The organism is Streptosporangium minutum (assembly GCF_002149035.1).
In the GTDB taxonomy this organism is placed as follows: domain Bacteria; phylum Actinomycetota; class Actinomycetes; order Streptosporangiales; family Streptosporangiaceae; genus Streptosporangium; species Streptosporangium minutum.
In genome coordinates this window covers 1-14,081 of the sequence record NZ_NGFP01000246.1, presented here as the reverse complement: position 1 = coordinate 14,081, position 14,081 = coordinate 1, and the positions used below count along the sequence as shown (strand labels likewise).

General features: G+C 71.2%; 14 protein-coding genes and 1 pseudogene. 6 read left to right on the top strand and 9 right to left on the bottom strand.

The genetic code is table 11. The annotated features are described in order from the left end of the window. Positions 1-24 precede the first annotated feature (24 nt). Positions 25-981 carry a helix-turn-helix transcriptional regulator gene (locus tag CA984_RS35820; protein WP_086577844.1) on the bottom strand — a complete coding sequence of 319 codons (957 nt, stop codon included), beginning with the start codon at positions 979-981 and terminating at the stop codon, positions 25-27. A gap of 57 nt (positions 982-1,038) precedes the next feature. Between CA984_RS35820 and CA984_RS35815 the strand changes: the two genes are divergently transcribed. Then, on the top strand, positions 1,039-2,145 hold the full coding sequence (locus CA984_RS35815; protein WP_086577843.1) for a DUF3866 family protein: 1,107 nt from the start codon (positions 1,039-1,041) through the stop codon (positions 2,143-2,145). Here the strand turns inward: CA984_RS35815 and CA984_RS35810 are convergent. From CA984_RS35810 to prcB, 8 genes are all read right to left on the bottom strand, one after another. Continuing rightward, positions 2,091-2,564 (bottom strand): DUF3291 domain-containing protein, encoded by a 474-nt coding sequence (locus tag CA984_RS35810; RefSeq protein ID WP_207621157.1) that lies wholly within the window; start codon positions 2,562-2,564, stop codon positions 2,091-2,093. The genes CA984_RS35815 and CA984_RS35810 overlap by 55 nt on opposite strands. Positions 2,565-2,613: 49 nt before the next feature. Continuing rightward, positions 2,614-3,252, bottom strand: a complete 639-nt coding sequence (locus CA984_RS35805; protein ID WP_086577841.1) for a helix-turn-helix transcriptional regulator — start codon at positions 3,250-3,252, stop codon at positions 2,614-2,616. A 36-nt stretch (positions 3,253-3,288) separates the two neighbouring features. Next, positions 3,289-4,194 carry an FKBP-type peptidyl-prolyl cis-trans isomerase gene (locus CA984_RS35800; RefSeq protein WP_086577840.1) on the bottom strand — a complete coding sequence of 302 codons (906 nt, stop codon included), beginning with the start codon at positions 4,192-4,194 and terminating at the stop codon, positions 3,289-3,291. 146 nt (positions 4,195-4,340) lie between these two features. Beyond that, positions 4,341-5,300 (bottom strand): FKBP-type peptidyl-prolyl cis-trans isomerase, encoded by a 960-nt coding sequence (locus CA984_RS35795; RefSeq protein WP_086577839.1) that lies wholly within the window; start codon positions 5,298-5,300, stop codon positions 4,341-4,343. Between the two features lie 96 nt (positions 5,301-5,396). After that, on the bottom strand, positions 5,397-6,755 hold the full coding sequence (gene pafA, locus CA984_RS35790; RefSeq protein ID WP_086577838.1) for a Pup--protein ligase: 1,359 nt from the start codon (positions 6,753-6,755) through the stop codon (positions 5,397-5,399). 389 nt (positions 6,756-7,144) lie between these two features. After that, on the bottom strand, positions 7,145-7,651 hold the full coding sequence (locus CA984_RS35785) for a hypothetical protein (RefSeq protein ID WP_086577837.1): 507 nt from the start codon (positions 7,649-7,651) through the stop codon (positions 7,145-7,147). Between the two features lie 110 nt (positions 7,652-7,761). Then, on the bottom strand, positions 7,762-8,526 hold the full coding sequence (gene prcA / locus CA984_RS35780; RefSeq protein WP_086577845.1) for a proteasome subunit alpha: 765 nt from the start codon (positions 8,524-8,526) through the stop codon (positions 7,762-7,764). Between the two features lie 25 nt (positions 8,527-8,551). Next, positions 8,552-9,400, bottom strand: a complete 849-nt coding sequence (gene prcB, locus CA984_RS35775) for a proteasome subunit beta (protein WP_086577836.1) — start codon at positions 9,398-9,400, stop codon at positions 8,552-8,554. A gap of 183 nt (positions 9,401-9,583) precedes the next feature. Here prcB and CA984_RS35770 point away from each other — a divergent pair, with 183 nt between their 5' ends. From CA984_RS35770 to CA984_RS35750, 5 genes and pseudogenes are all read left to right on the top strand, one after another. Continuing rightward, complete coding sequence (locus CA984_RS35770; RefSeq protein ID WP_086577835.1) at positions 9,584-10,966, top strand: extracellular solute-binding protein; 1,383 nt, start codon at positions 9,584-9,586, stop codon at positions 10,964-10,966. Then, on the top strand, positions 10,941-11,840 hold the full coding sequence (locus CA984_RS35765) for a carbohydrate ABC transporter permease (protein WP_086577834.1): 900 nt from the start codon (positions 10,941-10,943) through the stop codon (positions 11,838-11,840). The genes CA984_RS35770 and CA984_RS35765 overlap by 26 nt, the downstream gene beginning before the upstream one ends. Continuing rightward, positions 11,837-12,661, top strand: a complete 825-nt coding sequence (locus CA984_RS35760; RefSeq protein ID WP_086577833.1) for a carbohydrate ABC transporter permease — start codon at positions 11,837-11,839, stop codon at positions 12,659-12,661. The genes CA984_RS35765 and CA984_RS35760 overlap by 4 nt, the downstream gene beginning before the upstream one ends. Further along, positions 12,658-13,713: an ABC transporter ATP-binding protein gene (locus CA984_RS35755; protein ID WP_086577832.1), complete on the top strand. Its 1,056-nt coding sequence runs from the start codon at positions 12,658-12,660 to the stop codon at positions 13,711-13,713. Before CA984_RS35760 ends, CA984_RS35755 begins: the two co-directional genes overlap by 4 nt. Further along, positions 13,710-14,081, top strand: a pseudogene (locus CA984_RS35750) (PHP domain-containing protein); the annotation flags it as partial. The gene CA984_RS35755 and the pseudogene CA984_RS35750, both read left to right, overlap by 4 nt.

Sequence of the window (14,081 nt, the reverse complement as noted above, 5' to 3'; positions counted from 1 at the left end):
GCCCGGTCTCCGCTCCCCCGCCCGTCACGCCAGGACCCCCTTCAGGCGGCAGATCACGGCGTCGCGGGCGTCCGGCGGCCCGACCACCTCGGCGTCGGCGGCGAAGCCGACGACCCATCCGGCCAGCCGCCCGGGGTCGGTGAAGTCGACGTCCAGCTCGTCCCACCCGCCGGTTCCGGGCCGTACGGCCCGGGCCACCTGGCGCAGCCCCTGGCAGGTGCCCTCGCGGACCCGGATGAGGGCGGTGCGCTCCTGGACCGGCTCGTCGCGGTAGCCGACCATCGATTTGATGTCGACGCCCTCGGGCACCACCACCGTCCCGGGGCGGCCCACGGGCGTGACCGGGCCGCTGATCCGGCTGAGCCGGAACGCCCGGGCCGCGTCACGGTCGCGGTCGTGGCCCACCACGTACCACCGGCCGCGGCGGCTGACCACGCCCCACGGCTCCACCGTGCGGGTCAGCACGCTCTCGCTGGCCGCCGCCCGGTAGGCGAAGCGGACCACGCGCCGGTCGCGCACGGCCTCCCAGAGCGCGGGGAAGGCCGGGTCCTGGGTGTCGACCCGCAGCTCCAGCGCGCTGCCGAGCATCCCGCCCGCCTCGTCGGTCTCCACTCCCCCGGCGCGCAGCTTCAGCAGCGCCCCGCTGGCCGCCTCGGCCAGGCTGGCCCGCTGCCACACCTGGGCCGCCAGGCCCACCACGGCCGCCTCGTCGGGCTCCAGGGTGATCTCGGGCAGCTCGTAGGCCTGCGGGACGATCCGGTAGCCCGGATCCTCCTCCCACGGGTCCTTGTGGACCTCGATCGGGATGCCGATCTCCCGCAGCTCGTTCTTGTCACGCTCGAACATCCGCTGGAAGGCCTCGTCGTTGGCGGCGTCGTAGCCGGGCACCGCCTGGCGGATGTGCTCGGCGCTGAGCGGCCGCCGCGTGGCCAGCAGGCAGATCACAAGGTTCAGCAACCGCTCGGTCTTCCGGCGCGACATCCGGCCTCCCTCCCTGTTCAAGTGACTCTACGTCCAGGTGACGCTACTCTTCCCCGCGTGATCAGATGGCGCAGGGGCGAGGTCGTACGGATCCGGCGCGAGTGGCCGGGGGCGGTGGAGCTCGACGTCACCACCGAGGACGGCAGCGCGCGTGCGCTGGCCTATCCCGCCCTGGTGGGACGTCCGGAGCCCGGTGACGTGGTGCTGCTCAACACGACCGCGCTCGCGATGGGTCTCGGTACGGGAGGTTACGCCATGGTGGTGGCGCTCCCCGACCGTTTACCAGAAGATCCGCAAGGCCCCGGACACCTGGTGAAGGCACGTTACACCCCTCTGCAGACCACCGTGCTCGGCGCCGACGAGCAGGACTCCCCCTTTCACGAGGCGCTGCGCGAGGCCGACTCCCTGGACGGCATGCCGGTGATCGTCGCCGACCTGCACTCGGCGCTCCCGGCGATCCTCTGCGGCCTGTACGGCTCGCGTCCCCCGGGGCCCGGGGCCGGGGCGGGAGAGGCGGGGCCGGGGATCCCCCGGGTCGCCTACGTGATGCTCGACGGCGGGGCGCTGCCCGCCTGGTTCTCCATGTCGTGCGCCCAGCTCCGGGAGGCGGGCTGGCTGGGCGGGGTGGTCACGGTGGGCCAGGCCTTCGGCGGCGACGTGGAGGCCGTGACGCCGCACACGGGCCTGCTGGCGGCCCGSCACGTCCTGGGCGCCGACGTGGCGATCGTCACCCAGGGGCCGGGCAACCTGGGCACCGGCACCCGCTGGGGCTTCTCCGGCGTCTCGGCCGGCGAGGCGGTCAACGCCGTCGCCGTCCTGGGGGGACGCCCGGTCGCGGCGCTGCGGGTCAGCGAGGGCGACCGGCGCGAGCGCCACATCGGCGTCTCCCACCACTCGCTGACCGCCTACGGCCGGGTCGCCCTGGCCCCGGCCCAGGTCGTCGTGCCGGAGCTGCCGGGCGAGTTCGGCAGGCGGGTGGCCGAGCAGTCCGAACCGCTGGCCGCCCGTCACGAGCTGGTGGCGGTGTCCGTGGACGGGCTCCACGAGGCGCTCCGGGGCTCCCCGGTGCGGCTGTCGACGATGGGCAGGACCCTGGAGGAGGACCTGGCCTACTTCCTGGCCTCGGCCGCCGCCGGCCGCCACGCGGCCTCGCTGCTGTCGTAGAAGTCCTTGAAGGTGAAGGCCCGCGGGGTGGGACCTTCCGCCTTGAGCAGCTCCAGGCGCTCCATCGCCTCCGCCAGCGCCGGGATGTGCCCCTCCGGGACCCACCACATCACCGTGTACGGCTCCGCCACGCGCAGGAACCACTCCCTGCGCCGCTGCAGGACGCCCAGGTGCGCGCTGCGGTAGACGAAGTCCCACAGCGCGTCGCGCGACTCCCAGAGCGAGAAGTTGATCACCAGGTGGTCGCCGTAGTCGTGCTCGACGAAGTCCCCGGGGCCCTCGCCCTCCAGCCGCCACACGAAGCCGGGGGCCGCGTCGGCGAGGCGGTTGACGGGGTCGATGGCCGCGACGAAGTCGGCGAGCTCGGGCGAGTCCTTGGGCGCGCGCATGTGGGCGATGTTGATCTGGGCCAGGTGCATGACGATCAGCAGACCATTCCGGATCCTTCTATGTCAACTCTTATTATTTTTAGAGATGCTCCTTGGAGAAGGCGACGCAGCACTCCCCGGGCCGGGGATCCAGCCGGGCCGTCGCGCCCTCCTCGCCGAGCCCTTCGAGCATCCCCTGGCAGAGCGCGAGGTTCATCGAGCAGACCAGCAGCGGATGCTCCTCGGCGAGCAGGTGGAAGGGGCAGTTGCGCAGTCGCAGCCGGCCGTCCTCCTCGTACGGCTCGTAGCCGCGCCGCCGCAGCACCTCGCCGAGGTCCTCCCCCGGCGCGGCCAGCCCGGCCCCGGCACGCCGTGCCGCCCGCTCGGCCTGCTCGTCCCCGCCGAGCAGGTCCACCGCCTCCGCCAGCGCCCGCGCCATCGTCCGGTAGTCCCTGGCCGGGACGTTGACCTGCCACTCCCCCGGCGCCCGGCGGTAGACCTTCGCCGGACGGCCGCTGCCCGGCCCGGACCTGTCCGTCAGCCGCTTGAACCCCGACTCCAGCAGCCCGACCTCGACCAGTTTGTCCAGATGGAACGCGGCCAGGGTCCGCTGCACCCCCACCGCCTCCGCGGCCTCGTTGCGCCCCACCTCATGCCCCTGGGAGGCGACGTAGTCGTAGACGGCCCGCCGTACCGGATCCTGCAGGGCCGCCACCGTGCCGAGGTCATCGCTGCTCACAGCCGGAGTCTAGGGCGAACGGGCGGTGCCCGCGGATCAGTAGGCGGCGAGGACGTCGACGACGAAGACGAGAGTGTCGGTGGGCTTGATCAGCGGCGGCAGGCCCTTCCCGTAGCCGAGTCCCGGCGGGACGACCACGGCGACCCGGCTGCCGACCGGGACGCCGACCAGGGCCTTGTCCCAGCCGGGGATGACGCTGCCGTTGCCGATCTGGAAGGCCTTGGGCTGCCCCGCCTCCCAGGTGGAGTCGGCGGAGGCTCCGCTGCCCCAGATCCTGCCCTCGTACTGGGTGACCAGGAGCTGGCCCGCCTGGGTCCTGGGGCCGGCGCCCCGGATGAGGACCTTGCTCCGCAGCCGCGCGGGAGGCCGCTCACGCGGCAGGGTGAGGACCGGGCGCTCGCCGGGACCGCCGGCGACCTTCACCCCGGCGAGGGTGCCGCCACCGCCCCTGCCCCGGGCGGCGGCGTCCGGCGGGAAGGCGCCCAGGACGTCGACCACGTAGAACAGCTCGTCGTCGGCGGTCATCCCGCCGGGCGGGTTGGGTCCATAGCCCTCGCCGGGCGGGATGGCGGCCACGACACGGCTGCCGACCCTGTGCCCCCGCAGGGCCTTGCCCACCCCAGCGATGGAGTGGCCCAGCGGGAAGGCGGCGGGAGCGCCCTGGTTGAAGCTGGAGGCCAGCAACCGGTTGTCCTCGCCGTCCCACACGTGCGCGGTGTAGTGGGCGACGACCAGGTCGTCACCCTTGATCACGCTCCCGGTGCCGACCATCTGCTCGCGGACCCGCAGGTCGCCGGCGGGCTCGCCGTCCGGGAAGACGACCTTCGGCTTCACCCCGAAATCTCCGAGCACCTCGATCTCCGGGCCGCCCTGCCCCCCGGCGGAGGTACAGGCGGCGACCAGCACGAGCGAGAACGCGGCGAGCAGTGGCGGGACGCGCATGCGACTCCCTAGGCCGGGGATGCGCCAACCCTAACGCCCTATTAGGAGAGTTGTCAGTAACAGACGGAGCCCGGCCATGCGTCCGCATGGCCGGGCTCCGTGATGTCCGCGGATCCTCCGGGGTCGCCCGGGTCCGTCCGGAGCCGTCAGTAGGCGGCGACGACGTCCACGAGGAAGACCAGGGTGTCGGTCCCCTTGATCTTGTCGCCGGAGCCCTGCTTGCCGTAGCCGAGGTCCGGCGGGATGCTCAGCAGCACCCGGCTGCCGACCGGGACGCCGACCAGGCCCTGGTCCCAGCCCTTGATGACCTTGCCGGTGCCGATCTGGAACATGATCGGCTCTGCGCCGCGCGCCCAGCTGCTGTCGAACTCGAGGTCCGAGCCCCAGATCTTCCCGGCGTACTGGACCAGGATCGACTGGCCGGACTTGACCTCCGGCCCGGTGCCCTTGATCACCGTCTTGACGACGAGCTCCTTGGGCGCCTTCTCCTTGGTCTTGGTGGTCAGCTTGGGCGCGGCGTCGCCGCCGGGGTTCTCCACCTCGACGCCCTTGACACCCGGGTCGGACGCCTTGCCCTGCGCCGCCTTGCCCTCGGGGACGCCGACGACGTCGACCACGAAGACCTGCGACTGGCCCGCGGGCGCCTGCGCCTGCTGCTCGGCGGGCAGCGCGTCCTTGCCGACGACGGACAGGAACCGGCCGCCCCCCTTGGTCTCGGCGAAGCCCTTGCGCAGGATCGCGGGGACCTGCTCGTTCATCATGATGAGCTGCGGGCCGCCCTCGTCGTAGGTCGAGCCGGCCAGCTTGTTCTCCTTGCCGTCCCAGGTGTAGACGGTGAAGTTGGCCACCACGCTGCCGCCGTCCTTGGCGGCGGCACCGACGGTGCCGGGCGTGATGACCTGGTAGGAGGAGGTCTCGACGACCTTGGCGGGGAAGGCCACAGTGGGCTTCGCGTTCGCCGCGCCCGTCACCTTCAGCGCCGGAGCCGCACCGGCGGGGCTGCTGGAGGCGGTGCCGGAAGCGGTGCCGGCACCCCCTCCGGAGCCGCAGGCTGCGGCGAACAACAAAGGCACTGAGGCCAGTACGGCCAGGCTGCGGCGGCGCATAGATATCCCTCTAGCAGACGTCAGGTTCGCGCCACATTACCCGCCCGGACATACGGATGAGTTAAGCCGCAGACCGATCTTGCCGAAGCGTGACCATCACATTCCGGCGATCAGTTTGTCCACTCTCTCGTCCACGCTGCGGAAGGGGTCCTTGCACAGCACGGTGCGCTGCGCCTGATCGTTGAGCTTCAGGTGGACCCAGTCGACGGTGAAGTCGCGGCGCTTCTCCTGCGCCTTGCGGATGAACTCCCCGCGCAGCCGCGCCCGGGTGGTCTGCGGCGGCACGGACTTGGCCTCGAAGATCTTCAGGTCGGAGGCCACCCGCTCCACCGCGCCGCGCTTCTGCAGCAGATAGAACAGGCCACGGCGGCGGTGCACGTCGTGGTAGGCCAGGTCGAGCTGGGCGACCCGGGGACTCGACAGGGGAAGGTCGTACTTCTTGCGGTAGCGCTCGATCAGCTGGTATTTGGTCACCCAGTCGATCTCCCGGGCGACCAGGTCCAGGTTGCCGGTCTCGACGGCGTCGAGCGTCCGCTCCCACAGCTCCAGCACCCGGTGGCTGGTCTCGTCGCCGCCGCGACGGTCGACGAAGTCACGGGCCTTGGAGAGGTATTCCTGCTGGATCTCCAGCGAGGACGCCTCCCGGCCGTTGGCCAGCCGCACGCGCCGCCGCCCGGTCATGTCGTGGGAGACCTCCCGGATCGCCCGGATCGGGTTCTCCAGCGACAGGTCGCGCATCACCGTGCCCGCCTCGATCATGCGCAGCACCAGGTCGGTGGCGCCGACCTTGAGCAGCATGGTCGTCTCGCTCATGTTGGAGTCGCCGACGATGACGTGCAGGCGGCGGAAGCGCTCGGCGTCGGCGTGCGGCTCGTCACGGGTGTTGATGATCGGGCGCGACCGGGTGGTCGCGCTGGAGACGCCCTCCCAGATGTGCTCGGCCCGCTGGGAGACGCAGTAGACCGCTCCGCGGGGGGTCTGCAGCACCTTCCCGGCGCCGCAGACGATCTGCCGGGTCACCAGGAAGGGGATGAGCACATCCGCCAGGCGGCCGAACTCGCCGTGCCGCCCGACCAGGTAGTTCTCGTGGCAGCCGTAGGAGTTTCCGGCCGAGTCGGTGTTGTTCTTGAACAGGTAGATGTCGCCGGCGATGCCCTCCTCGCGGAGCCGCTTCTCGGCGTCGACGAGGAGGCCCTCCAGGATGCGCTCCCCCGCCTTGTCGTGGGTGACGAGCTCCACGACGTTGTCACACTCGGGGGTGGCGTATTCGGGGTGGCTGCCCACGTCCAGGTAGAGGCGGGCGCCGTTGCGCAGAAAGACGTTGCTCGATCGGCCCCAGGAGACGACCCGGCGGAATAGATAACGCGCGACCTCGTCGGGTGACAGCCGCCGCTGCCCCCTGAACGTGCAGGTGACGCCGTACTCGTTCTCAAGCCCGAAGATGCGACGATCCATTGCCTCACACTATTCGCCGAACCCCTCTTGCGGGAGGGATCAATGGGGTTTTCGGTCGTACGGCTTATGCCCCCGGCGATGAACTGCTAAGCGCGAGCGCGGCTCACACCCGGGTCCCCCGGGGTGCGGGCCGTACCGGACCCCCGGACGTCCCGGGCGCGTCAGCCGCCGCCCGGCCCGAAGATCTCGGCGACCCGGACGGTCCGGCCGTCGTGGGCCGGGGAGCGGCCGTGGCCGCCGGGCCGGGCCTGGCCGGGGCGTGGTTCACATCGCGGCAGGCCGCCGGGGCCCCGATTCGGCTGCCCGGAAAAGTGTGATCGAAATCATGAGGCGGGCGTCTCGCCGCGCGTGCGGGGCCCCGCCTGCCGGCAGGGCGCCCTTCGGAGGGCTCAGGGGGTGTAGATCTCCTGAAGCTTGACGATCTCACCACGGTAGACCGTGATCAGCGAGGGGCGCTGGTACTTCTTGGCCCTGGTCAGCAACGCCTTGCGAGAGCAGCGCTTGCTCCCCAGGCCCTGCTTGTCCACCGTGAAGCCCGCCAGGGTGGCCGAACAGCCCAGGGCGCTGAGGAAGACGACGTTCTTGGCGACCGGTGAGGCGTAGGCGGTGACGTGCCCCTCCGCCGGGCCCACGAAGTGGCCCTCGCTGTATTTGTCCTTCACCCACTTGATCGGCTCGTACTCCACCTGGCCGGGGGCCACATGGGTGATCCAGCCGCGCAGGACGCCGTCCTTGCGGGAACTGATGCGCTTGGTGAAATCGTGGCCCGGGTCGGGCTGGAACGCCGTACCGAAGATCTTCGGCACGGGGAAGGCGGGGATCGCCGCGGCGTCGGCGGGGACCGCGACGGCCAGGGCGACGGAGAGCACGGCGGCGGCCGTCAGGGAGCGCTTCATGTCCGATACGACGACGGCGGCGTGAATACGGTTGTCCGTTGGACGAGTGATCCACGTCACACCGACGGAGCGCCGCCCCCCGTGGGGGACGACGCTCCGTCGGTGGACGATCAGCCGTTCGAACCGGTGTCGACGTCTCCCTCGGGGGCGGTGGCCGGAGCCTCGGCCTCCCCGGACGGCGCGGACGACGCGGCCCCCTCGGCCAGCAGGCGCTCCAGCCTCGGGCCGGCGAGGCGCAGGAACTTGCGGTGCGGCCGGTTGCGGTCGAGCACCGCGACCTCCAGCTGGCTGGCCGGGGAGCGCTCACCGCCCGGCTCGGTCAGCGCGAACAGCGCCGCCTCCAGCGCCTCGGCCAGCGGCAGGCCGTCGCGGTAACGCTCCTTGAGCCGGCCCGCCACCGCCTCGGCCTGACCGCCCATCGCCACCAGACCGGTCTCGTCGAAGACCGAGCCGTCGAAGGTGAGACGGTAGATGTGGTCCTCGTCGGAGGAGTCGCCGACCTCRGCCACCACGATCTCCACCTCGAAGGGCTTCATCGACTCGGTGAAGATCTGGCCGAGGTTCTGCGCGTACAGGTTGGCCAGGCCGCGCGCGGTGACGTCGTCGCGCGCGTAGTTGTAGCCGTTGATGTCGGCGTAGCGGATGCCGCCGAGACGCAGCGCCTCGAACTCGTTGTAGCGGCCGACCGCGGCGAACCCGATCCTGTCGTAGATCTCGCTGATCTTGTGCAGGGCCCGGGAGGGGTTGGGGGCGACGAACAGGATGCCGTGCTCGTACTGCAGAACGACGACGCTACGGCCCCGCGCGATCCCCTTTCGCGCGTAGTCCGCCTTGTCCCGCATCTGCTGCTCGGGCGAGACATATCCAAAAGGCATGGACACCTGGGGTGATCCTCTCGTGTTAGCGCAGCGGGGCGACGGGGCCGTCGGGGGAACTCATCCGCTCCTGGAGGACGGTCTGGACGTGTCCGCCCACCTCCTCGTCGGGCAGACGGTGGAATCCGTCGGCGGTGATCTGCGCTACGACGGGCCAGATCTTACGGGTGACGTCGGGGCCGCCGGTCGCCGAGTCGTCGTCGGCAGCGTCGTACAGGGCGTGGATGAGCGCCAGCACGACCTCCTCGGGCGAGGCGTTCTCCCGGTAGAGCTTCTTCAGCGAGCCGCGCGCGAAGATCGAGCCGGAACCGATCGAGTGGTACTGCTGCTGCTCGTAGGGGCCGCCCCCCACGTCATAGCCGAAGATCCGGCCGCCGTCGATCTCGGGGTCGTAGGCGGCGAACAGCGGCACCACGACCAGGCCCTGCATCGCCATGCCGAGATTGCCGCGGATCATGGTGGCGAGCCGGTTGGCCTTGCCCGCCACGGAGAGCGTGCGGCCTTCCATCTTCTCGTAGTGCTCAAGCTCGACCCGGTAGAGCCGGGCCATCTCGATGCCGGTGCTCGCCGCCCCGGCGATGCCCATGCACGAGTAGTCGTCGGTGCGGAACACCTTCTCCATGTCCCGCTGGGAGATGATGTTCCCCGAGGTCGCCCGGCGGTCACCGGCCATCACCACGCCACCCGCGCAGGTCGCCGCGACGATCGTGGTGGCGTGTGGAATCCGGTCGCCGACCGGGGCTGCCAGGGTCTCGTTTCGGCCGGGCAACAAGTCCGGCGCGTAGGAGCCGACGAACTCGGTGAACGAGGAAATGCCGCTGTTCGTGAAGATGTGATTCACCATGCCGGCGGGCAGGTCCCTGTGCGATCCCACGCGACTCCCTCCAAAGGTGCGGTCCTTTAAGGCCCGACCTTACTCATCTTGCCGTGCTGCATGCACTTCCCTGGATCAGCTCAGCGCGAACCCCCTCCGGCCGGATCATTGAATCTTTACGCCCGAGTAAGCCCGTGTAATCGTCGAGTTGTCGTGACATGCCTCCACCCAGCAGAGGTCACCGTGAGACTCTTCCACCGACCTGTCCTGATTGCGACACTGACGACCGCCGTCCTCACGCTGCCCGCCTGCGGCTCCGGCACCCCCGCCGGGAAGGACGGCGTCACCTTGACCATCACCGCCAACGCCATCTCCGGCGGCAAGAACACGGCAGCCGCCGAATGGATCAAACAGTGGGTCATCCCCAGGTTCGAGGCCGCGCAGAAGGCGGCGGGACGTGAGGTCCGCGTGCTGTTCCAGCCGAACGGCGTGGGCGACGAGCAGTACAAGACCAAGGTCGCGCTGGACCTGAAGTCGAGGACCGGCGCCGACGTGATCGACCTCGACGGGATCTGGGTCGGGGAGTTCGCCCAGGCCGGATACCTCAAGCCCCTCACCGAGCTGGGCGGGACGGCCGTCGAGACGTGGGAGGGGTGGAAACAGATCCCCCAGGCCGTGCAGGGCCTGGGCATCTTCGACGGCAAGAAGTACGGGCTGCCGCAGGGGACCGACGGACGGGTCCTGTACTACAACAGAGACCTGTTCGGGAAAGCCGGCCTGCCGGAGCCCTGGCAGCCCAAGAGCTGGCAGGAGATCCTCGACGCGGGCGCGGCGCTGAGGAGACTGCCCGGCGTGACGCCGATCCAGATCAACGCGGGCACCGCGATGGGCGAGGCGACCACGATGCAGGGCGCGCTGCCCCTGCTGGCCGGCACCGGCACGGAGATCTACACCGGCGGCAAGTGGGCCGGCTCCTCGCAGGCGGTCAAGGACGTGCTGGAGTTCTACCGGCAGATCTACTCCGGCGGCCTGGGCGACCCGAAGCTCCAGCAGGAGGCCAAGGGCCGCGACAAGTCCTTCGCCGAGTTCGCCGACGGCAGGATCGGCATCCTGGCGGAGGGCGACTACTTCTGGCGGGCGGTGGTCGACCCCAAGACGGGCGTGGCCCCGATGGCCGAGCGCGACCGGGTGGTGGGCTACGCCAGGATCCCGGCCAAGCGGCCCGGCGCCGGCGTCCGCGGCCAGGACTTCGTCAGCATGTCCGGCGGGGCCGTACGGGTGCTGAACCCCTTCTCCGAACATCCCCGGCAGGCATGGGAGCTGCTGTCCTTCATGCACTCCGCCGAGGCGGTCAAGGCCGAACTGGCCGGAGCCGCCCGCGTCACCTCCCGCTCCGACGTCAACGCCGAGGTCCTCGCCGCCGACCCGATGCTGAGATTCGTCTCCGAGGAGGTCCTGCCGATCACCGTCTACCGCCCCGGCCTGGCCGTCTACCCCCAGGTGTCGGCGGCCCTGCAGGAGGCGACGGCGGACGTCGTCTCCGGCAAGCCCGTCCAGGAGGCCGCCACCGCCTATCGGGCCAAGGTGGAGAGGCTGGTCGGTGGCTCCGGCAACATCTCCGACTGACGCGGCGGGGCTGGGGCGCGGGCGGGCGGTCGCGTTCGCGCTGCCCGCGCTCGTGCTCATCGGGGTCTTCCTGGTGTTCCCGGCGATATGGACCGTCTACCTCGGGCTCACCGACTACCGGCTGACCGGGCCGGCGGCGGCGGACCCCCGGCTGGTGGGGGCCGGCAACTACACCACCGCCTTGGGCGACGGGCGGTTCCGGGACTCGGTCTGGCTGACCGTGCAGTTCGTGCTGGGGTCGGCGATCATCGGGCAGGCGGGACTGGGATTCGCCCTCGCGTGGATCATGCGCGACCGGCGAGGCCCCGTACGCCGGCTCGTCGAGGCCCTGGTGCTGCTGTCGTGGATCCTGCCGGGCTCGGTGGTGGCGTTCCTGTGGATCGCCCTGCTGGACCGCGACGGCGGCACGCTCAACGCCCTGCTCGGCACCCCCGGCGCGGCCTGGCTGCTCGACCACCCGATGCCGTCGATCATCGTGTTCAACACCTGGCGGGGCACCGCCTTCTCGATGATGCTCTACTCCGCGGCCCTGGAGAACGTGCCTCCGTCCCATCTGGAGACCGCCCGCCTGGCCGGGGCGTCTGCCTTCCAGCAGCTGCGCGACGTGGTCCTGCCCCGGATCAAGGGACATGTCCTCACCAACGTGCTGCTGACCAGCCTGTGGACGTTCAACGACTTCACCCCCTTCCTGCTCACCGCCGGCGGCCCCGAGGGACGCTCGGAGATCCTGCCCGTCTACGTCTACAACGTGGCCCTGCGCGACGGGCAGCTCGGCTTCGGCGCCGCCGTCTCCTTCCTCATCCTCGTGATCAACCTCGTCTTCGCCCTGGCCTACCTGCGCCTGCTCCGCGACCGCAGGGAGGTCCCCGGATGAGCCACGTCGCGCACGTGCTCGGCCGGATCGCCTCGGCCGTCCTCCTCGCGGCCGTCGCCGCCTTCTTCGCGCTGCCGATGCTCTGGCTGGCCTCGGCGCCGTTCGACGCGCACCCCTCCATCACGGTGTCGCTCCCGGAGTTCACGCTGGACAACTTCCGGGCCATCCTCGACAACCCCTACGCGCTCGGCTCCATCGGCAACTCGGTCATCCAGGCGGGCGGCGCGGCGGCCCTCGTGGTCGTCCTGGCCGCGCTGGCCGCCTACGCCCTGTCCCGGGTCAGGGTGCCCGGCCGCGACGCGCTGCTCTACCTGCTGCTGCTGTTGTCGTCGGTGGTCACCGGGACCGCGGCGATGGTGCCGATCTTCGAGCTGGCCACCCGGCTGAACCTGGTCGACACCCATCTGGGGGTCGTCCTGACCGTCTCCGGCGGCCTGCTCCCCGCGGCCATCTTCATCCTGAAGGACTTCATGGACGCCACCCCCACCTCCTACGAGGAGTCCGCGCGGGTCTTCGGCGCCTCGCCGCTGCAGATCCTGCGGCACATCGTCGTCCCGGTGGTGCGGCCGGGCCTGGCCACGATCGCGGTGTGGGCCGTGGCCAACGTGTGGGGCGGCTTCCTGCTCCAGTACATCCTGCTGCGCGACCCGGAGAAATCCCCCGGCTCGGTCGTCCTCTACACCCTCTACACCGAGGGCGGCCAGCCCAACCTCTCCCTTGTCTCGACGTTCTCCCTGCTCTACTCGCTGCCGGTGGTACTGATGTACCTGTTCGTCAGCAGCAGGTACGGCTTCCGCTTCCATGGAGGGATCAAGCGGTGATCTCCGTGCACGGCCTGACCAAGGTGTTCCCCGGAGGAGTGCGGGCGCTCGACTCCCTCGACCTCGACATCGGGGAGGGCGAGTTCTTCGCGCTGCTGGGCCCTTCCGGCTGCGGCAAGACCACGCTGCTGCGGAGCATCGCCGGCCTCGAGACCCCCACCTCCGGGAGGATCGGCATCGGCGGGACCGACGTGACCACGCTCGCGCCCGGCCGCCGCGACGTCGCCATGGTGTTCCAGGACTACGCCCTGTTCCCCCACATGGACGTCGCCGCCAACATCGCCTACCCGCTGCGGATCAGGAAGACACCCCGCGCCCGGCGGGAGGCCAGGGCGGCCGAGGTCGCCGACCGGCTCAGCCTGACCGGACTGCTCGGCAGGCGCCCCGGGCAGCTGTCGGGCGGCCAGCAGCAGCGGGTCGCGCTCGCCCGGGCCGTCGCCTGCCGCCCCCGGGTGTTCCTGTTCGACGAGCCCCTGTCCAACCTCGACGCCCGGCTCCGCCTGGAGGCCCGCACCTTCCTCAAACGCCTGCAGGACGAGCTCGGCGTCACCACCGTGTTCGTCACCCACGACCAGGGCGAGGCCCTGGCGCTGGCCCACCGGATCGCCGTCATGGACGCCGGGCGGATCGTCCAGGTCGGCACCCCGGCCGAGATCTTCCACCGGCCCGCCACGACCTTCGTCGCCTCCTTCATCGGTTCGACCCCGATGAACCTGCTGCCCGGTAGGGCCGGCGACGGCGTGCTCCACGTGGCGGGGGCCGCACTGCCCGCCCCCGGCGACCTGCCCGAGGGGGAGCCGATCGTGTACGGCGTGCGTCCCGAGTACACCGACCTGTCGGCCACCCGCCGGGACGACGGCTTCCCCGGCGAGGTCGCCGTCCTGGAGAACCTCGGCGCCACCACCCTCGTCACCCTGGAAGGCCCGGACCACCTCGTCCAGGCCGTCGTCGGCGAAGGCCGGGAGCCCGCCGTCGGCACGGCCGCCTGGGCGGTCCCCCGGCGCGGACGCGCCCTCGTCTACCGCGACGGCCGGCTGGCGGGCCAGGCATGAGGGCGCTGCGCGTCACCGGCCGCTGGACGCTGGAGGACCGCCTCACCGCCCCCGTCCACGACGTCCCGTTCGAACTGCCCGCCGACGCCCGCGGTCTCACCGTCCGGCTCTCCTACGACCGCTCCGCGGGCGTGCTGGACCTCGGCTGCCACGGGCCGCTGGGCTTCCGCGGCTGGTCCGGCGGCGCCCGCTCCGAATACACGATCACTCCCGCCTGGGCCACCCCCGGCTACCTGTCCGGCGAACCCGAGCCCGGCGTGTGGCGGATCCTGCTCGGCCTCCACCGCGTCCCGCCGGACGGCCTGCCGTACGAGCTGAGCGTCATCCCGCACCTGTCCCCGCCCGTCAGGCCGCCGGCCCGGCCCGGC